Raw genomic sequence first — 18415 nt, forward strand, 5'->3', positions numbered from 1 at the left:
TTCGGCGTGGCCCGGCGCTGGAACGCGCGGTCATGGCGCGACGGACGGGTGGTCGGGCACGACGAGGGCTCGTTCGGCGTGCCAGTGCACGAGCACGCCGGTGCCCGGTTCAGGGGTGTACCGGCCACGTGCGGCCGGGCGGGAGACGATCGCCCTTCCGTCAGGGAGCGTCACCTCGACCCTGAGACCACTTCCGAGGTAGATGACATCGCGCACCACTCCGTTGAGCACGTTGTGCCCGATCGGGATATCCGATCCGGGTGCGGCGAGGTGGGCGTGCTCGGGGCGCAGGACCAGCGCGCCTGCGCAGTCACCCGTCTCCCCGACGGCGAGGTCGGCCTTCGTGGTGGCGTCGATGAACCTCGCTCCGCGGTGATGGCCTGTGAAGATGTTCGATTCGCCGAGGAACTCCGCGGTGTAGCGGCTCGACGGGCGCTCGTAGAGCTCTTCGGGGGTGCCGACCTGCACCAGTGCGCCGTCGCGGAGCACCGCGATGCGGTCGGACATCGCGAGTGCCTCCTCCTGGTCGTGGGTGACGAACACGAAGGTGGTGCCGAGTTCCGAGTGGAGCCGCTTGATCTCCAGCTGAAGTTGCTCGCGCAGCCGCTTGTCGAGTGCGCCGAGCGGCTCGTCCATCAGGAGCGCTCGTGGGCGGAACACGATGGCGCGGGCCAGCGCCACCCGTTGCTGCTGCCCGCCGGACAGCTCCGAGGGCCGGCGCTTCGCGAGGCGCCCCAGCTCGACGACGTCGAGTGCCTGCCGCACCTGCCTTTCGACCTCGGCACGAGCGACCTTGCGGCGGCGCAGGGGGAACGCCACGTTCTCCCAGACGTCCATGTGCGGGAAGAGGGCGTAGTGCTGGAAGACCATGCCGAGATCGCGCTTGTAGGGCGGGACGGTCGTGATGTCCTTCCCCGCGACCTCGATGCGGCCCGATGTCGGTTCGATGAACCCGGCGATGATGTTGAGCAGGGTGGACTTGCCGGATCCGCTCGCGCCGAGCAGCGTGATGAACTCCCCGGCCTTCACTTGGAGGCTGACGTCGTCGAGCGCAGTGGTGTCGCGGTAGCGCTTGCTGATGCCCTGCACGTCGATCGAGGCGCCGGTTCCGGCCAGTGCCGCGATGGTCTCGTTCATGGTTTCGGTCACGGTGTCTCGCTCACTGTGTCTGGCTCACTGTGTCTGGCGCACTGTGTCTGGCTCGGCCGTGCCGGGGTTACGCCGGGCGCCGCTGCGCGACCGGACGAAGCGGGTGATGCCGGCGCCGCTGAACAGAGCGAGGGTGACGAGCAGCAACATGCTCGACACTGCGGCGACGGTCGGATCGATCTGCACGCGGACGCCGCTCCACATCTTCGCCGGCAGCGTCGTGAGGTCGGGGCCGGAGAGGAACACCGCGGTCACTACCTCGTCGAACGAGGTGATGAACGCGAACAGGGCCCCGGTGATCATGCTCGGCGCTATGATGGGCAGGGTGATGCGCAGGAACGCGCTCACCGGTCCGGCGCCGAGGTTCATCGCCGCCAGCTCCAGCCTCCGATCGAAGCTGAAGAGCGCAGCCGACACGTTGATCACCACGTACGGCACGGCGAGTGCGGTGTGGATGAGCACGAACCCGAGCGTGGTTTCGGTCAGTCCGAATTGCAGGAACATGGCGTAGACGGCCAGGCCGATGATGACGTAGGGCACCAGCACCGGGGCGAGCACGAGGCCGGCGACCGCTCCGCGGAGCGGGTAGTTCCCCCGCACCATGCCGAGTGCCGCGAGGGTGCCGAGCACGACGGAAGCGATCGTGACGAGCACGCCGATCTGGATGCTGGCCAGCGTGCTCGCGATCCATTCGTCGTCGCCGAAGTAGCTCTCGAACCAGCGGGTGGACCAGCTCGTCGGCGGGAACTTCAGGAACTGGCTGTCCGAGAACGACATCGGCACCACGATGAAAACCGGTGCGACGAGGTAGAGGGCGGTGAGGCCGACGAGGGCTCCGAGGAGGCCTCTGACGATCCGTCGGGATGTCATCGGGCACCTCCGAGCATCCGGCGGAGGTCGACGAACCGTGCGACCAGCGCGAGCAGGAGGCCGGTGACGACGAGGAGGGCGATCGCGAGTGCGGAGGCGAATCCCCACCGCAGCACTCCGGAGAGCTGCTTCGCGATCAGCTCACCGATCATGACGTCGCCCGGGCCGCCCAGCAGCGCGGGAGTGACGTAGAAACCTAGGGAGGAGACGAACACGAGCAGTGTCGCTGCAGCGACGCCCGGCGCGGTGAGCGGAGCGTAGACCCGCCAGAACGCCTGCAAGGGGGTCGCGCCGAGGCCTTCGGCGGCTTGGACGAGGCGCCTGTCGACGCTGCGCATGGTGGCGTACATCGGGAGCACCGCGAACGGGAGCATGACCTGGGACATGCCGATCAGCACGCCGGTGAGGTTGCGCAGGAGCGGCAGGGGTTCGCTGATGAGACCGATTTCCCGCAGCACGGTGTTGATGACGCCGGTGTCGCTCAGCATCAGCACCCACGCGAAGGTGCGGATCAGCAGGCTGGTCCAGAACGGCACCAGCACCGCGACCATGAGCACACCGCGCCAGAACGGGCCGGCGAGTGTCATCAGGTACGCGTAGGGGAAGCCCAGTAGCAGGGTGACGACGGTGACCATGCCCGCGATCCGGAACGTGTTGGCGAGCACGTCGAGGTAGACGGGCGAACCGAAGAAGTCCGTGTAGTTCTGCAGGCCGGGTTCCGGTTCGGTGAAGCTCTGCGCGAGCACGAACGCCAGCGGCAGCACGAACACGACCAGGAGGAACGCCACGAGCGGCAGGACGAGGGACCCCCACCTGTCGAGCAGGCCGCCTGCCCGCCGGGGTGGGCGTGGCGCCGCCGGAGCGGGGTCCGCGTCGTGCGCGGACACCCGCTCGCGGGTGGACGGCACCGTCACCTGGCACGCCATTCTTCGAGTCGCTGGGTGACGTCCTCGTAGTTCTGCTCCCAATACCCGTAGTTCATGATCGCGGAGCGCTTGCCGGCGTTCTGGGTGCTACTGGGGAGCTCGGCGGCGACCTCCGGCTTGATGTATTGCATCGCCGCGTCGCTGACGGGGCCGTAGCCGGTGTCGTTGGAGTAGGCGGCCTGCGCTTCGGGGTTCGAGAGGTACCAGCCGATCCACTCCTGCGCGGTTGCGGCGTTCTCCGAACCGTGGGGGATGACGAGCTGGTCGTAGGACAGGATGTGCTGGTTCCACTCCTGCGCGGCCGGGCGACCTGCGGTCGCGGCGCGGTAGATCCGCCCGTTCCAGGCCTGGATCAGCGGGGTCTCACCGCTGGAGACCAGCTCCTGCTGCATGGCTCCGCTGTCGTACCAGACGATGTCCTGCTTGATCGTGTCGAGCTTGCGGAACGCACGGTCGAGGTCGAGTGGGTAGAGCTGGTCGGGCGCGACACCGTCGGCGATCAGGGCGGCTTCGAAGATCGCTCCGGTGGCGTCCTTCCAGAAGCCGCGCTTGCCGGGGAACTTCTGGGTGTCGAAGAACTCCGCCCACGTGCGGGGGTGGTTCTCCGCGCTGTAGATGTCGGAGTTGTAGCCGATGGTGAAGGCGTATTCGAGGACGGGGACGGCGCACTCGCCGGTCAGCTCGGCCTTCACCAGGCTCGTGTCGATCTTCGTCTTGTCGAGCTTCTCCGCCCACCCGTTCTTGCAGGCCTTCGTGGCGAAGTGGGGCTCGACCTCGACGAGGTCCCAGCTGACCTTGCCGGATTCGACCTGGGTCTGGAACTTCGCGTAGTCGGAGGGCTCGTCCTGCTTGAGGTTGACGTTGTTCTGCTTCGCCCACGGCTCGATGGCGTCGCGGACGTGCGTCTTCTGGTCCTCGCCGCCCCACATCACGACGGTGAGTTCCTTCTCGCCCGCCGCGCCGGCGGATCCACCACCGCCACCGCATGCGGCGACGCCGAGCATGCCCGCGGCAGCGATGGCCGCAATGACAACGTGCCTGGTGTGGCGCACGCTCGCCTCCAAAAGTTGACTGGTGCGTCAGTTATGTTTGGAGGAGAGACTCGTACCAGAGGGGGGATGTGTCAAGGGTCACGCGACTACGAGGCGTGACGAACTTCCCGCTCGAGGCCTTCGAGGGCGGCGTCGCAGACGGCGCGCATACGCTCGACGGTCATGCTCCGTGAGCGCAGGAGCACCTGCATCGCGAGGCCATCGATCATCCCGATGAGCGAGTTGGCGAGCACTACGGCATCGCCTTCCCGGAAGCAGCCCTGGTCCTGGCCGTCCCTGATGACGCCGGCCATGATGCGCCGCCATTCGCCGTAGACGCGTTCGTTGAGCTCCTGCAGGTCGTCCTCGTGCAAGGCCTCGCACCACAGCTCGACCCAGACTGCCCAGGCCCGAATCGTGACCTCGTCGGCGGGGAGGTACGACTCGACGAAGGCGCGCAGCCGATCGCGGGGGTGCTCGTGCGCATCGAGGATCGGGCGGCGCCGGCCCAGGGAGTGGTCGAAGTTGTACTCGAACGCAGCGTGGACCAGGTCGCGCTTGGTCGCGAAGTAGTAGTGCACGGTGCCGGTGCTGGTACGTGCTCTCTTTGCGACGTCGGAGACGCGCAGCGACCTGAACCCGATCTCGGAGAGCACATGACAGGCGGCCTCGAGGATCTGCTCCCGCCGCTCTGCCTCGACACTGGTGCGTGCCACCGGATCCCCCGTTCACCGTGTTTGATCGACCAGTCAATCAGCATGATGCACGACCAGCAGCACGGTTGACAGCTTCCGTCGCAAACATGCACGCTATAGACTGTCTAGACAGCTATGGAGGTGGAGGATGGGATCGGTGCCGCTGTACGTGCGCATCGAACGGGCGCTGCGTGCCCGGCTCGCCGATGCCGGCCCGGGCGATCCGCTGCCGTCCGAGCCCGCCCTGGCGGCGGAGTTCGGGGTTGCGCGGATGACGGTGCGGGCGGCGATCAACCGGCTCGAGTCGGACGGGCTGGTCGAGCGGGTCCCCGGGCGGGGCACGTTCGCGCGCGACCGGCCGGCACCGCGGCCGGCAGGCACGTTGATGAGCTTCCACGACCAGGTCCGGAGCTGGGGGCGCACCCCCTCGTCGCGATTGCTCGACGCGTCGGTCCGGCCCGCAACCGACGAGGAGCGCGACGCACTGCAGCTCGCGAGCCGGCCGGGCCAGGCACCGGATGTGGTCTCGATCGTGCGGGTGCGCATGGCGGATGGAATCCCGCTCGCCGTCGAGCACGCGTGTTTCGGTTCCGGGCTCGCCGGGCTGCTCGACGTCGACCTCGAGCACGGGTCGCTGCACGCAGCCTTGCGCGGCCGCGGCCTGCACCCGACGCTGGGCTCGTCGACCATCACGGCACATGCTGCGGGGGTGGACGCGGTCCCCCTCGCGGTCGGCGAGGCGGAACCGGTGTTGGTCGAGACCCGCCTGATCGTCGACCAGTCCGCCGCCCCGCTCGAGTACACGATCAGCCGCTACGTCGGGGCCCGCTACTCCCTGCAAGTTACGTTCGACGTCCAGCACACATCATGACCAGGAGAAACATCATGCTGCCATCGGTTGCGACGGTCGCGAAGATGATCGACCATTCGCTGCTCCGTCCTGAGCTCACGAAGGACGACATCAAGCAGGGCTGCGAGCTCGCCGCGCAGTACGCCGTCGCCTCGGTCTGCGTGCGCCCGTACGACGTGCCGGTCGCCGTCGGGCTGCTGCGGGGCACCGGTGTGCTCATCGGCACCGTCGTCGGGTTCCCGCACGGCAACTCCACCAGCGCGACCAAGATGGACGAGACCCGTGACGTGATCGCCGCGGGCGCCGACGAGATCGACATGGTGCTGCCCATCGGGCGCCTGCGCGACGCCGACGAGCTCTACGTCCACGACGACATCGCCGCTGTCGTCAGCGCTGCCGAAACGCGCTGCGTGAAGGTGATCCTGGAGACCAGTTTCCTCTGCCGCGACGGGATCATCATGGGGTGCCGGGCCGCCGATGAGGCGGGGGCGGACTTCGTGAAGACCAGCACCGGTTTCGCCGGTGGCGGCGCGACGATCGAGGACGTCGCGCTCATGCGGGCGAGCGTCTCGGACCACGTGCAGGTCAAGGCCGCTGGCGGCGTGCGCAGCCTCGACACGCTGCTCGCGCTGCACAGCGCCGGCGCCACCCGGTTCGGGGCGACCGTGACCGCCGCGATCCTGGACGATCTCGCCACCAGGCAGGCCGCCTGACGCACCGCGAGGCCGGCGCCATCAGCGCCGGCCCCACGGTCGGACGTGCGTCAGTAGCGGTAGTGCTCGGGCTTGAACGGCCCTTCCACGTCGACCCCGATGTACTCGGCCTGGTCCTTGGAGAGCTTGGTCAGCTCACCGCCGAGCGCGAGCACGTGGATCTTCGCGACCTTCTCGTCGAGGATCTTCGGCAGCCGGTAGACCGACTTGTCGTACTCCTCGTGCTTGGTGAACAGCTCGACCTGCGCGATCACCTGGTTCGAGAAGCTGTTGCTCATCACGAACGACGGGTGCCCGGTCGCGTTGCCGAGGTTCATCAGGCGCCCCTCGGACAGCAGGATGATCGAGTGGCCGTCCGGGAAGCGCCACTCGTCGACCTGCGGCTTGATGTTGAGCCGGATGATGCCCTCGACCCGGCCCAGTCCGGCGACGTCGATCTCGTTGTCGAAGTGACCCACGTTGGCGACGATCGCCTGGTGCTTCATCTTCGACATCGCGTCGACGGTGATGATGTCCTTGTTGCCGGTGGTGGTGACGATGATGTCGGCGATGCCGACGACGTCGTCCAGCCGCGCGACCTGGTAGCCCTGCAGCAGTGCCTGCAGCGCGCAGATCGGGTCGACCTCGGTCACGATCACGCGGGCGCCCTGCCCGGCGAGCGCGGCCGCCGAGCCCTTTCCGACGTCGCCGAAGCCGCAGACCAGCGCGACCTTCCCACCGATGAGGACGTCGGTGGCCCGGTTGAGCCCGTCGACGAGCGAGTGCCGGATGCCGTAGGTGTTGTCGAACTTGCTCTTGGTGACCGAGTCGTTGACGTTGATCGCGGGGAACAGCAGCTCCTCGCGCTCGGCCAGCTGGTAGAGCCGGTGCACGCCGGTGGTGGTCTCCTCGGTGACGCCGCGGATCGGCTCGGCGACGGTCGTCCACCGCTTCGGGTCGGACGCCAGCGAGCGGCGCAGCGTGTCGAGGATGATCCGGTACTCGTGCGAGACCGTCAGGTCGTCGTCCTCGACGGTCGGGACGACGCCGGTCTTCTCGAACTCGACGCCCTTGTGCACGAGCAGGGTGGCGTCACCACCGTCGTCGAGGATCATGTTCGGGCCGACGACGGCACCGTTCTCGTCGGTGAAGGTGAACAGCTGCTCGGTGCACCACCAGTACTCCTCCAGGGTCTCGCCCTTCCAGGCGAACACCGGCACCCCGGCGGGCTCCTCCTCCGTCCCGTGCGGGCCGACCACGGTCGCGGCGGCGGCGTGGTCCTGCGTGGAGAAGATGTTGCAGCTCACCCAGCGCACCTGCGCGCCGAGGCTGACGAGCGTCTCGATCAGGACCGCGGTCTGGACGGTCATGTGCAGCGATCCCGCGATGCGGGCGCCGTGCAGTGGCCGCGCCTCTGCGTACTCGCGGCGCAGCTCCATCAGGCCGGGCATCTCGTGCTCGGCGAGCCGGATCTCCTTGCGGCCGAACTCGTGCAGCGACAGGTCCGCAACAGCGAAGTCGATCCCGTTGCGGGTCTGCAGCCGGGCTGACGGGTCGCTCGTTGCGGTGTCGGCGGTAGCGGTCATGGGGTGGAAATGCCTCCTCGCGCGGCCCGTGCAGGGGCCGCGACGGCGGTTGGCCGCCCGCGCACGACGAGATCGCCGTCGACGCGTGGCGGTTCGGAACACGGGAAGTGGCCACGGCGCACCCGGCCCGATGGCGGGAACGGCAGTGGCGGCACAGGACAAGCCTCCTAGAGAAGTGGAGGCGCCCTTAGCAATGGCCCGGCGGTCGAGCGTGGCGGGCATGCAGCCCGTCGCAGCGCCCCTCGACCCCGACTATGCGATTGCCCCCCAAGCATTCCGAGCGGCACTGGCGGGTGTCAAGCCGACCGGCGCCCGACCCCCGAGTCGGCTGTGTCGGTGGTCACATCCGCAACGCGGGTCTGGGTTCACCGCGTCACACCGGTGACATCCGCACGACGAGAAGGATCGGACATGCGTTCACGTGCACGGCTCGCCCGCTTCGCCGGTGGGGCGGTGGTGACGGCTGCGCTGCTGGTCGCCGCTCCCGCAATGGCCTTCGCCAGCCCGCAGCCGACGCCGCCACCACCGCCGGCGCAGGTCGGGGCGCCGGCCCCGGCTCCGGAACCGACGCAGGTGGCGCCCCAGACGACCTCGGCCACCCGGGCGGCGCCGCCGGTGACGGTCGCGCCGCAGCCTGTGCCCGACACCCCCAGCCAGGTGCGCAAGCTGCCCACCGGCGCGCCGGAGACCGGCGGTGGCAGCACCGCGACGGCCCCCGACGGCGCCATCCTGCTCGCGGGCGGACTCGGTGTCGCCGCGGCGGCGGCCGCAGCGGGCACGGTTGTCGCCCGCCGTCGCAAGGCGGCGTCACGGCCCTGAACGTGCGCCGGTTCGCAACGTTGCTGGCGGTCGTGCTCGTCAGCGTCGGCATCGGCGCCTGTACGACAGCACCACCGGCAGCAACGACGACATCGCCGGTTGGCACAGCGGCCCCGCCGGCCACAACGCTCGGCACGTCCGCGCCTGCGGTGCTCGACGTGCCTTCGATCGGTGTGCACGCCTCGGTGATGCAGCTCGGTCTGAACCCGGACGGGACCGTCGAGGTGCCGCCGCTCGACTCGCCCGATGCCGGCTGGTACGAGGAGTCGCCGACGCCGGGGGCCTTGGGGCCCGCTGTCCTGCTCGGGCACGTCGACTCGGCCCGGTGGGGGCCGGGGGTGTTCTACCGGTTGCGCGAGCTGCGGCCCGGCGACGAGGTGCGGGTGACCCGTGCCGACGGCGGCGTCGTCGGTTTCCGGGTGGATCGCGTGGAGACCCGGCCGAAGGCCGAGTTCCCGACGGCGGAGGTGTACGGCGACATTGATCACGCCGGGCTGCGCCTCATCACCTGCGGAGGGTCGTTCGACCAGGTCAGACGCAGTTACGAGGACAACGCGATCGTCTACGCTTCGGCGGTATCAGGAGCGCACGACGCATGAGTGGGGCGCGGACGCCGCCGCCGTTCGAGGATTTTGTGCTGGCGCACGGGCCCGAGCTGGTGGCGTTCGCCCGCCGCCTGACGATGGACCACCACCGCGCCGAGGACATCGTGCAGGACGTGCTGGCGCGGATGGGGCTGGCGTGGCCCCGGGTCGGGCTGGTCGACGATCTGCGGGCGTACGTCTTCAAGGCGGTGTTGAACGACTTCCTGTCGTGGCGACGCCGGTTCTCGTCGTCGGAGCGGGTGTCGGCGGACCCGACCGAGCACGTCGCGGGCATCGCGCCCGGGTTCGCCGAGACGGTCGTCGAGCGGCAGCACATCGCTGCGGCGCTGGGCACGTTGCGACCGGTGCAGCGGGCGGTGCTGGTGCTCCGCTACTACCACGACCTGCCCGACGCGGAGATCGCGAAGCTGCTCGGCTGCCGCGAGGGCACGGTGCGGTCGCACGCCCGCAGGGCGCTGGCCGCTCTCCGGACTGCTACCCCTCGAACGGCCGGGATGGACCGGGAAAGGAGCAGGCGATGACGGAAGCGGAAGAGGCGCTCCGCGCGAGCCTGCGCGACCCGTCGCTCGACAGCGGGATCTCGGCGGGCGCGCTGCTCAGTGGGGTGCGGGCACGGCAGCAGGTGCTGCAGCGCCGCCGGCAGCATCTGAAGGTCGCGGCGGCCGCGGTCGTCGCGGTGCTGGTCATCGGCGGGACGACGGTGCTGGCCGCGCGGCCGGCGCGGGTGCAGCCCGCCCAGCAGCCGAGCGCGCCCCAAATCACTGGACCCCGGACCACCGCGCCGCACCAGCCCGTCCTGCCCTCCCCTGCGCCGTCTCCGCCGACGGTGCCCGCGCCGACGCAGCTGCCCACCCCGTCGACCACGACCAGCCCGGCACCCGATCAGCCCTCGCCACCCGGGCCGGCGACCCTCGAGCCGCGCCCGTTCCCCGTGCGCACCACCGCAGCGCGAGTTCCTCCCGAGCCGACCACGCGGACCCCGGTCAGGTCACCCCAGCAGGTGATCACGCAGTAGCGACTCCGCCGCCGCGCCGCGGCCGTGTGCGGCGAGCAGCCCGGCGGGTGGCACGGTGAAGTCGGCGTCGATCACCATCCGAACGCCGTCGAGCACGGGGGCCAGCACGGGGTCGCTGCGCAGCGTCGATTCGACGGCCGCGAGCCCACCCCATGGATCGCGCTGCCGGAACACACCACCCGAGAGCACGACGAGCCCGATGTCGCCCGCGGTGAGCGCGTGGACGCGCAGGTGCCTGCGGACGGCGACGACCGCGGCGAGCGCGGCCATCCGGCGGTCCTCCGCGGCGCTGCCGGGATCGTCGGGGACGAACCCGATCTCGTCGGCCATGCGTTCGACGGTGGGGCCGAGCAGGTCGGCCTCGACGGGGTCGACGACCCCTTCGGCCTGCGCCCCGACCAGCACACCACCGGCCGCGGCACGCACGCCGAGGTCGCCCTCCACGGTCCGGCGTCCGTCGCCCGTGCCGACTGCGGAGTGGACGTCGGTCGTCGCACAGCCGACGTCGACCAGCAGCACCCCGGCGGCGCGGATCCTGGCGAGTTCCGCCGCGGCGTGCCCGACGGCGTCGGGGGTGGCGACCCGCACCAGGCGCCGGAACCGCGGCGCGATCGACGGTCCGCGCCCGCCGAGCGCGTGGCGGCGGTAGAGCTCCGCGAGCGCGGCCCTGGCCGGTTCCGGTGTGATCTCTCCTCGCCGGGGGAGGACATTGTCGCAGGTCACGACGGTGCGACCGGTTGATTTGAGCAGCGCCAGCGCGTCGTCGCGAGCGGCGGAGTTGCCGGCGAGCACCACGGGATAGCGGATCCGCGCGCTGGCGAGCCGGCCCGCGTTGTGCAGGAGCGCGGCCGGGTTGTCGCCGTCGGCGCCGCCCAGCAGCAGCACTACGCCGGGGCGGGCGCCGCGCAACGCCCGGACGTCGGCGGGTTCGAGCGGTCCGGCGTGGACGTGGACGACGTGCGCGCCGGCCGAGCACGCCACCCGGTGGCCGGCTTCGGTGGCGAGCAGCCGTTCGGTCCCGACGACGGCCAGCCGGAGCCCGCCGCCCGCGGACGAGCAGGCGAGCACCTCGGGCTCCTCGGCGGTGCCGGACGGGCCGGCGGCGGTGACGGCGCGGACCGCGGCGTCGATGCCGGCGAGCACGTCGCCGGTTGTGGTGATGTGCTCGGCGAACCCCGCGAGCGCCCCGTCGGGGTGGACGAGAGCCGCCTTTGTCCAGGTGGAGCCCACGTCGAGGCAGACAGCTGCCGACCGGTCGCTGGGCGTCACGGTTGCCGAGCCTATCCGCAACGACCGGTGAAATCGTCGGCTGCGCGGCCGCGCGTTCCGGCGGTAACGTGCGGTGACCCACGGCACAGCCTGATCTCAGCAGGCCAGGATCGGAACCAGCGCAGGAGCACAGATGCTCGGACTCATGCAGGACCGGCCGCTCGCCCTCCCCCACGTCTTCCACCGCGCGGAGCAGTACTTCGGGCACAAGTCGATCATCACGGCGACGGCGACCGGCGAGTCGGCCATGCCGATCTCGCAGTGGGCGCAGCGGGTGCGCAGGCTGGCGACGGTGCTGGACACGCTCGGGATCAGCGCCGACGGGCGGGTCGGCACGTTCTGCTGGAACACCGGCCGGCACCTGGAGCTGTACCTGGCGGCGCCGTGCACGAAGCGGGTGCTGCACACGCTGAACATCCGGCTGTTCCCCGAGCAGCTCGTCTACATCGCCAACCACGCGGAGGACGAGGTCGTCTTCGTCGATCGCTCGCTGTTGCCGCTGCTCTGGCCGCTGGTCGACAAGCTGGACACCGTGCGGCACTACGTCGTGATCGACGACGGCGCCGACGTCGCGATCCCCGACGACCCGCGTGTGCACGACTACGAGGAGCTGCTCGCCGCGGCGGAGCCGTTCGAGGGGAGGTTCGTCGTCGAGGACGAGAACACGGCGGCGGCGATGTGCTACACGTCCGGGACCACCGGGAACCCGAAGGGCGTCGTCTACAGCCACCGCTCTGCGGTGCTGCATTCGCTGATCTCGCTGATCGCCGACGGCGCGGCGCTCTCGGAGCGCGACGTCGTGCTCCCGGTCGTCCCGATGTTCCACGCCAACGCGTGGGGGCTGCCCTACGGGTGCCTCATGGCCGGCTCGACGATCGTGTTCCCCGGACCGAACATGACCCCGCAGGCGATCCTCTCCTTGCTGGAGAAGCACAAGGTCACGATCACGGGCGGTGTCCCCACCATTTGGATGGGCGCGCTGCCGCTGCTCGCCGACCACGACCTGTCAGCGCTGCGCACGATCCTCTGCGGTGGTTCCGCCGTGCCGAAGTCGCTCTCGGAGAGCTACCGGGAGGCGATCGGTGTGCCGATGCTGCACGCCTGGGGAATGACGGAGACGAGCCCGATCGCGACGATGTCGACCGCCCGGTCGCACCACGACTCGATGTCCGAGGCCGAGCGGGCCGACGTCAGGGCCCGGCAGGGGCAGGCGGTGCCGCTCGTGGACCTGCGGCTCGTCGATCCCGGCTCGGGGGAGGCGCAGCCGTGGGACGACACCGCGACCGGCGAGATCCAGGCGGCCGGGCCGTGGATCGCGGCGGAGTACTACCGCGGCGAGGGTGGGGGCGCGCAGTTCACCTCGGACGGCTGGCTGCGGACCGGTGACGTCGCGTCGATCGACAGCACCGGGTTCGTGCGGCTCGTCGACCGGACGAAGGACCTCATCAAGTCCGGTGGCGAGTGGATCGGCTCGGTCGAGCTGGAGAACGAGATCATGGCGCACCCGAAGGTCGCGGAGGCGGCGGTGATCGCGATCCCGCACGAGAAGTGGGTGGAGCGGCCGCTCGCGTGTGTCGTCGTCGCGCCGGGCGAGACGCTCACGGCCGACGAGGTGATCGAGTTCCTGCGGCCGCGGGTCGCGAAGTGGTGGCTGCCCGACGCCGTCGAGTTCATCGAGGAGGTGCCGAAGACGAGCGTCGGCAAGTTCTCGAAGAAGACGCTGCGCGAGAAGTTCGGCGGTTACCAGGTCGCCGGACCGATCGAGCACTGATCGCCGACCGGCGCGCCTCGTGCCCGCGTGGGGCTCGCCGTGAGAGGTTCGACGGCCACAGCACGACCGACGACGGCAGGTCATGACAACCGCACGACTCGCACCAGCCTTTTCGATGACGCACCGGCAGGGGACCCCGGCGCCGCTGAGCCCTGCGCTGGCCGCCTTGCGCATCGCGTACTCCGATCTGACGACGATCGCGATGTCGATCGACGAGCCCGACTCGTGGCGTCCGACCCGATGTGCCGGCTGGGTGGTGCGCGACCTCGTCCTGCACGTGTTGGGTGATGCGCAGCGGGCGCTGGTGGCGCTGGGCACTCCCGCGGCGGGGCCTGCCGACCGGGACTTCGTGACCTACTGGACCGACGTGCCGGGCGGGCGCGACGACGACTCGACGGAGCTGCGCGCGCAGCGGATCATCGCGAGCGCGTGGGCGCTGGCGCCCCTGGCGCGGACGTTCGCCGAGACGACCCGGGCGGTGGTCACCCTGGCCGACCGGGCGTCGCCCGACGCGCTCGTCGCGACGCAGGACCACGTGTTGCGGGTCGAGGACCTGATCACGACGCTGGCGGTGGAGGCGGCCGTGCACCACCTCGACCTGGTGGTCGACATGAACCGGCCGGGGCCGCGACCGGAGCCGCTCGCGCTGGTCAGGGAGACGCTGGACGGATTGCTCGGACACAGCACGCCGCCGGAGTGGTCGGACGAGCGGTGGGCGTTGGTCGGGACGGGCCGGGTGCCGCCGGGCGGCCGGGAGCGCAGGGAGCTCGGGCCGGCGGCCGGGCGGCTGCCGTTGCTGGGGTGACGGCCGAGGTCATCGCGCTGTCGGCGCTGGCCGAACGGGTGCTGGTGGCGCGGCCGCGCTGCGGTGCGACCAGGCTGGTCTGCATCGACGGGCCGTCCGGCTCCGGGAAGACGGAGCTCGCCGCGCGGTTCGCCGCCGCGCTCGGCGATCCGCCGGTGCTGCACATGGACGACATCTACCCCGGTTGGGACGGCCTCGTCGATGCCGTTCCCGAGCTGTGCCGGCGGGTCGTGATGCCGCTCGTCGCCGGCGAGGCCGCCGGGTACCGGCGCTACGACTGGGTGCTCGGCGAGTACGCCGAGCACCACGACCTCGGGCGGCCGCCCGTGCTCGTCGTCGAAGGTGTCGGGTCCGGTGCGCGGGCGGTCGCGGGCTTCGCCGTCATGCTGATCTGGATCGAGGCGCCGCGGGCGGAACGGTTCCGGCGCGGGATCGAACGCGACGGCGAGAGCTACCGGCCGCACTGGGAACGGTGGGCGCGGCAGGAGGACGTGCACTTCGCGGCGGAAGGCACCAGGGCGCGCGCCGACGTCCACGTCGACGGCGCCCCGGCGCAGTCGCACGACGCCGGCAGCGTCGTGGTGCTCCCCGGTAGCGGGTGGTGAGGGCTGTGGCGGCAGCCGTCAGCACCCGCTACTCACGAAGGTGACCCGCTCGGCGGCGCCTGCCCGGCCACTCAGCCCAGACGGGCGAGGAGCGCCTCGACGTGCCGTGGTGCGGTCGCGAGCGCCGTGTCGCGGGCTGCTTCATCGGCGCCGGTCCAGCTGACGACGAGCCGCGTGCCGTGCCCCGTGCCGTCCTTGAGCTCCCACCGCACGCGCCCGTCGGGGACGTCGTGCTCCAGCACGGCCGGTTCCTCCCGGACGTCGACCGGTCCGGCAGCCGGCCACGGCGACGCGCTGTCGAGCGCCGCCCACACCTCGTCGGCCTTCCTGACCAGCTGCCGCTCGTACCGCACGCGCCACCCGGCGCCGTCCGGTTCCGCGGTGGTTGCGGTGTCGAGGCCGAACAGGTTGAGGTACTCCTCGTGCAGCGCGTTGATGTCGATGCCGTGCTCCGTTGGCGGGAGCCCGGCGATCGAGCGGTCGAGCTCGGTGAAGCAGGTGTGCCACCCCGACGCGAAGCTGGCCGCGCCCGCCTTGTCGGCGAAGGTGTGTACGAGCACGAGCTTGCTGCCCTCACCGTCGGGGACGATCTCCCACCGCAGGTGGTCGCCGCCCCACGTGTAGGCGATCAGGCGCGGCGCGTCCAGATCGGTGATGATCCCTTCCTCGCCGTCGCCGAAGTTCATCGTGCCACCGAGGCGGAGGTCGACGGTCTCGATGCCGGGGAACCAGTCGGCCATCCGCGCCGGCTCGCTGATGGCCCGCCACACCCGGTCGGGGTGGTGCTTGAGCGAGCGCTCCATGTGCAGGGCGCTGCGGGCGCCTGTCGCGTCGAGCCGGTCCATCACGTCTCCTCATCGGTGGTCGCGTCGAGGTGACGTTCGAGGGCGTCGAAGCGGTCGGCCCACATCCACCGGTACGGCGCGATCCACGCGTCGATCTCGGCGAGCGGTTCGGGGACGAGCTCGTACCAGCGGCGTTGCGCCTCGGCCCGCACCCTGACGACACCGGCGTCGCGCAGGACGCGCAGGTGCTTCGACGTGCCGGGCTGGCTCAGGCCGAGCTCGTCGGTCAGCTCCCCGACCAGCCGAGGGCGTTCCCTCAGCAGGTCGAGGATCCGGCGGCGGGTCGGCTCTGCGAGCACCTCGAACATCACAAAACGAACATACCGATTCGGCTATATAACCGCAAGCAGATCTACTTGCGTTGCGCGAGCCGCGAGTGCGTCCGGCCGTAGAACGCGTAGACGACCAGGCCGAGCACCATCCAGATGATGAACCGCAGCCAGGTCTCGACGGACAGGTTGATCATCAGCCAGAGGCAGGCCAGCACCGCGAGGATCGGCACCAGCGGCACCAGCGGCGTGCGGAACCCGCGCGGCAGATCGGGACGCGTCCTGCGCAGGATCACCACCCCGACCGACACCAGCACGAACGCGAAGAGCGTCCCGATGTTGACCATCTCCTCCAGCGCACCGGCCGGGAAGAACGTCGCGACGACCCCGATCACGCCGCCGACCAGCATCGTCGCCCGCACCGGCGTCCCGCGCGACCCGGTGACGGACAGCCCCCGCGGGAGCAGCCCGTCGCGCGACATCGCGAAGAGCACCCGGACCTGGCCGAGCATCAGCACCATCACGACGGTCGTGAGGCCCGCCAGCGCACCGACCGCGATCACCGCGGCCGCCCAGTTCACCCCGACCTGCTGGAACGCGGTGGCCAGCGTCGCGCGTTGTTCGTCGCCGGAGGTCTGCAGATCGGTGTAGCTGACCATGCCGGTGAGCACCAGCGCGACGGCGACGTAGAGGACGGTGACGATCGCGAGCGAGCCGAGGATGCCGCGCGGGAGCGAGCGCTGCGGGTCCTTCGTCTCCTCCGCCGTCGTCGCGACCACGTCGAACCCGATGAACGCGAAGAACACGAGCGACGCCGCCGCGAGCAGGCCGTAGATGCCGTAGATGCTGCTCGACCCGCCGCCGATCACCGAGAACAGCGACTGCGTCCACACCGAACCCGCATCACCGCCGGCCTCCGCCGCCGGCGGGATGAACGGCGTGTAGTTCGCGGTGTTGATGTAGGCGATGCCGACGACGACCACCAGCAGCACGATCGCGACCTTGATCGCGGTGATGACGAAGTTGACGCGGCTGGAGAGCTTCGTGCCGAGGGCGAGCAGCACCATCAGCGCCACGATCAGCAGCAAAGCGCCCCAGTCGAAGCTGAACCAGCCGAGCGGGATCGACGTCTCGATCGGCAGCCCGGCCAGCTCGAACACCGTGGCCAGGTACGAGGACCAGCCCTTCCCGACGACGGCGGACGCGACCGCGAACTCCAGCACGAGGTCCCAGCCGACGATCCAGGCGATGAACTCGCCGAAGGTCGCGTAGGAGAACGTGTAGGCGCTGCCCGCGACCGGCACGGTCGACGCGAACTCGGCGTAGCAGAGCGCGGCGAGCCCGCAGGCGATCGCCGCCAGCACGAACGCCAGCGACACCGACGGCCCCGCGACGTTGCCGGCGGTCGTCGCGGCCAGCGTGAAGATGCCCGCCCCGATGACGACCGCGACCCCGAAGACGATGAGGTCCCACGTCCCGAGATCCCGTCGGAGCTTGTGCTCCGGCTCGTCGGTGTCGGCGATGGACTGCTCCACCGACTTCGTGCGCATGATCCCCTGCGATCTGTCACGGAGCGTCATGGCCGGTAACTTACCCAGCTGCAGGACGCCACGCGATGGGTGTCGCGAAGGTGATGAATTGGTTACGCAGTGGCGGGCGTCCGGTCGAGATCCGGCTCCAGGTAGATCAACCGGGCCTCCGGCACCGCGGCCCGCACCTGCGCCTCGGCGGCGTCGATCGCGGCGGCGACCTGCTCGACGGGCAGCCCCGGCGTCAGCGCGATCTTCGCGGCGACGAGCAGCTCGTCGGGGCCGATGTACTGCGTCCGGATGTGCAGGACCTTCTGCACCGGGCCGCTCTCCAGGCCCTTGATGATCGTCGTGAGCACCGGCGGCGTCACACCTTCGCCGATCAGGAGGCTCTTCATCTCGATGATCAGGATGACCGCGATGATGCCGAGCAGGATGCCGATGGCGATGGTGCCGAACGCGTCGAAGACCGGGTCACCGGTGATCATCGCGAGGCCGACGCCCAGCAGCGCGAGTACCAGCCCGACGAGCGCGCCCAGGTCCTCCAGCAGGACGACGGGCAGCTCGGGCACCTTCGACTGGCGGATGAACTGCCACCACGTGCCGTCGCCCTTGAGCGGTCGCGACTCGACGATGGCCGTGCGGAACGAGTACGACTCGAGCCCGATCGCGATCACCAGGATGGCCACGGCGACCAGCGGCGAGTCGAGCGGCTCGTGCGACTCGAGCTTGTGGATGCCCTCGTAGAGGGCGAACACCGAGCCGAGAGTGAACAGCAGCAGCGCAACGACGAACGAGTAGAAGTAGCGGTCGCGCCCGTAGCCGAAGGGGTGCTCCTGCGTCGCCGCCCGCTTGGCCCGCTGCCCACCGAGCAGCAGCAGGGCCTGGTTCGACGTGTCGGCCAGCGAGTGCACCGACTCGGCGAGCATCGACGACGACCCCGTGATCAGATAGCCGATGAACTTGGCGATCGCGATACCCGCGTTCGCCAGCAACGCCGCAATGATCGCCTTCGTCCCACCATGCGCAGACACGGGGCGACCCTAGCGGCTGCCAGGAGCGCCCTGAACAGACCCTCCGTGCG

At 70.3% G+C, this 18415-nt stretch carries 20 protein-coding genes; 9 read left to right on the top strand and 11 right to left on the bottom strand.

The window, feature by feature from the left end:
* Positions 1-30: 30 nt before the first annotated feature.
* The 5 genes from LL648_RS24905 to LL648_RS24925 all read right to left on the bottom strand — a co-directional run bounded on the left by LL648_RS24905 (position 31) and on the right by LL648_RS24925 (position 4692).
* Positions 31-1149: an ABC transporter ATP-binding protein gene (locus LL648_RS24905; RefSeq protein WP_232665120.1), complete on the bottom strand. Its 1119-nt coding sequence runs from the start codon at positions 1147-1149 to the stop codon at positions 31-33.
* A gap of 24 nt (positions 1150-1173) precedes the next feature.
* Positions 1174-2019 (bottom strand): ABC transporter permease, encoded by an 846-nt coding sequence (locus tag LL648_RS24910; RefSeq protein WP_232665121.1) that lies wholly within the window; start codon positions 2017-2019, stop codon positions 1174-1176.
* The gene (locus LL648_RS45370; protein WP_232665122.1) at positions 2016-2933 is read right to left on the bottom strand and encodes an ABC transporter permease; all 918 of its coding nucleotides are present in this window, start codon (positions 2931-2933) and stop codon (positions 2016-2018) included. The genes LL648_RS24910 and LL648_RS45370 overlap by 4 nt, the downstream gene beginning before the upstream one ends.
* Positions 2930-3997, bottom strand: a complete 1068-nt coding sequence (locus tag LL648_RS24920) for an ABC transporter substrate-binding protein (RefSeq protein WP_232665123.1) — start codon at positions 3995-3997, stop codon at positions 2930-2932. Before LL648_RS24920 ends, LL648_RS45370 begins: the two co-directional genes overlap by 4 nt.
* Before the next feature lie 86 nt (positions 3998-4083).
* The gene (locus LL648_RS24925; RefSeq protein WP_232665124.1) at positions 4084-4692 is read right to left on the bottom strand and encodes a TetR/AcrR family transcriptional regulator; all 609 of its coding nucleotides are present in this window, start codon (positions 4690-4692) and stop codon (positions 4084-4086) included.
* A gap of 127 nt (positions 4693-4819) precedes the next feature.
* Here LL648_RS24925 and LL648_RS24930 point away from each other — a divergent pair, with 127 nt between their 5' ends.
* Both LL648_RS24930 and deoC read left to right on the top strand, forming a co-directional pair.
* Positions 4820-5542 (top strand): GntR family transcriptional regulator, encoded by a 723-nt coding sequence (locus tag LL648_RS24930; RefSeq protein WP_232665125.1) that lies wholly within the window; start codon positions 4820-4822, stop codon positions 5540-5542.
* 14 nt (positions 5543-5556) lie between these two features.
* Positions 5557-6234 (top strand): deoxyribose-phosphate aldolase, encoded by a 678-nt coding sequence (gene deoC, locus LL648_RS24935; protein WP_232665126.1) that lies wholly within the window; start codon positions 5557-5559, stop codon positions 6232-6234.
* A gap of 50 nt (positions 6235-6284) precedes the next feature.
* On the opposite strand, the gene ahcY is transcribed toward deoC, so the two are convergent.
* The gene (ahcY, locus tag LL648_RS24940; RefSeq protein WP_232665127.1) at positions 6285-7799 is read right to left on the bottom strand and encodes an adenosylhomocysteinase; all 1515 of its coding nucleotides are present in this window, start codon (positions 7797-7799) and stop codon (positions 6285-6287) included.
* A gap of 411 nt (positions 7800-8210) precedes the next feature.
* Between ahcY and LL648_RS24945 the strand changes: the two genes are divergently transcribed.
* From LL648_RS24945 to LL648_RS24960, 4 genes are read left to right on the top strand one after another with little or no spacing between them, the layout of a single operon-like run.
* Positions 8211-8618, top strand: a complete 408-nt coding sequence (locus LL648_RS24945) for a hypothetical protein (protein WP_232665128.1) — start codon at positions 8211-8213, stop codon at positions 8616-8618.
* A 2-nt stretch (positions 8619-8620) separates the two neighbouring features.
* Positions 8621-9217, top strand: coding sequence for a class F sortase (locus LL648_RS24950; RefSeq protein ID WP_232665129.1), 597 nt, complete (start codon positions 8621-8623; stop codon positions 9215-9217).
* A complete protein-coding gene (locus LL648_RS24955) occupies positions 9214-9744 on the top strand; it encodes an RNA polymerase sigma factor (protein ID WP_232665130.1) in 531 nt (176 codons plus the stop codon). Before LL648_RS24950 ends, LL648_RS24955 begins: the two co-directional genes overlap by 4 nt.
* On the top strand, positions 9741-10238 hold the full coding sequence (locus LL648_RS24960; protein WP_232665131.1) for a hypothetical protein: 498 nt from the start codon (positions 9741-9743) through the stop codon (positions 10236-10238). Before LL648_RS24955 ends, LL648_RS24960 begins: the two co-directional genes overlap by 4 nt.
* On the opposite strand, the gene LL648_RS24965 is transcribed toward LL648_RS24960, so the two are convergent.
* On the bottom strand, positions 10212-11507 hold the full coding sequence (locus tag LL648_RS24965) for a glutamate mutase L (protein WP_232665132.1): 1296 nt from the start codon (positions 11505-11507) through the stop codon (positions 10212-10214). The genes LL648_RS24960 and LL648_RS24965 overlap by 27 nt on opposite strands.
* Before the next feature lie 133 nt (positions 11508-11640).
* Here LL648_RS24965 and LL648_RS24970 point away from each other — a divergent pair, with 133 nt between their 5' ends.
* The 3 genes from LL648_RS24970 to LL648_RS24980 all read left to right on the top strand — a co-directional run bounded on the left by LL648_RS24970 (position 11641) and on the right by LL648_RS24980 (position 14688).
* Positions 11641-13278, top strand: coding sequence for a long-chain fatty acid--CoA ligase (locus LL648_RS24970; RefSeq protein ID WP_232665133.1), 1638 nt, complete (start codon positions 11641-11643; stop codon positions 13276-13278).
* Between the two features lie 115 nt (positions 13279-13393).
* Complete coding sequence (locus tag LL648_RS24975; protein ID WP_232665134.1) at positions 13394-14083, top strand: maleylpyruvate isomerase N-terminal domain-containing protein; 690 nt, start codon at positions 13394-13396, stop codon at positions 14081-14083.
* Positions 14080-14688: a hypothetical protein gene (locus LL648_RS24980; RefSeq protein WP_232665135.1), complete on the top strand. Its 609-nt coding sequence runs from the start codon at positions 14080-14082 to the stop codon at positions 14686-14688. Before LL648_RS24975 ends, LL648_RS24980 begins: the two co-directional genes overlap by 4 nt.
* A 71-nt stretch (positions 14689-14759) precedes the next feature.
* Here the strand turns inward: LL648_RS24980 and LL648_RS24985 are convergent, their stop codons facing one another.
* From LL648_RS24985 to LL648_RS25000, 4 genes are all read right to left on the bottom strand, one after another.
* Positions 14760-15533 (bottom strand): SRPBCC family protein, encoded by a 774-nt coding sequence (locus tag LL648_RS24985; RefSeq protein WP_232665136.1) that lies wholly within the window; start codon positions 15531-15533, stop codon positions 14760-14762.
* On the bottom strand, positions 15533-15841 hold the full coding sequence (locus tag LL648_RS24990) for an ArsR/SmtB family transcription factor (RefSeq protein ID WP_232665163.1): 309 nt from the start codon (positions 15839-15841) through the stop codon (positions 15533-15535). The genes LL648_RS24985 and LL648_RS24990 overlap by 1 nt, the downstream gene beginning before the upstream one ends.
* A gap of 44 nt (positions 15842-15885) precedes the next feature.
* Entirely contained in the window at positions 15886-17382 is a 1497-nt protein-coding gene (locus LL648_RS24995; protein WP_232665137.1) for an amino acid permease, read from the bottom strand.
* A 62-nt stretch (positions 17383-17444) separates the two neighbouring features.
* Positions 17445-18365, bottom strand: a complete 921-nt coding sequence (locus LL648_RS25000) for a cation diffusion facilitator family transporter (protein WP_232665138.1) — start codon at positions 18363-18365, stop codon at positions 17445-17447.
* Positions 18366-18415 lie beyond the last annotated feature (50 nt).

Origin of the sequence: Pseudonocardia sp. TRM90224 (assembly GCF_021245725.1) — a bacterium.
Classification (GTDB): domain Bacteria; phylum Actinomycetota; class Actinomycetes; order Mycobacteriales; family Pseudonocardiaceae; genus Pseudonocardia.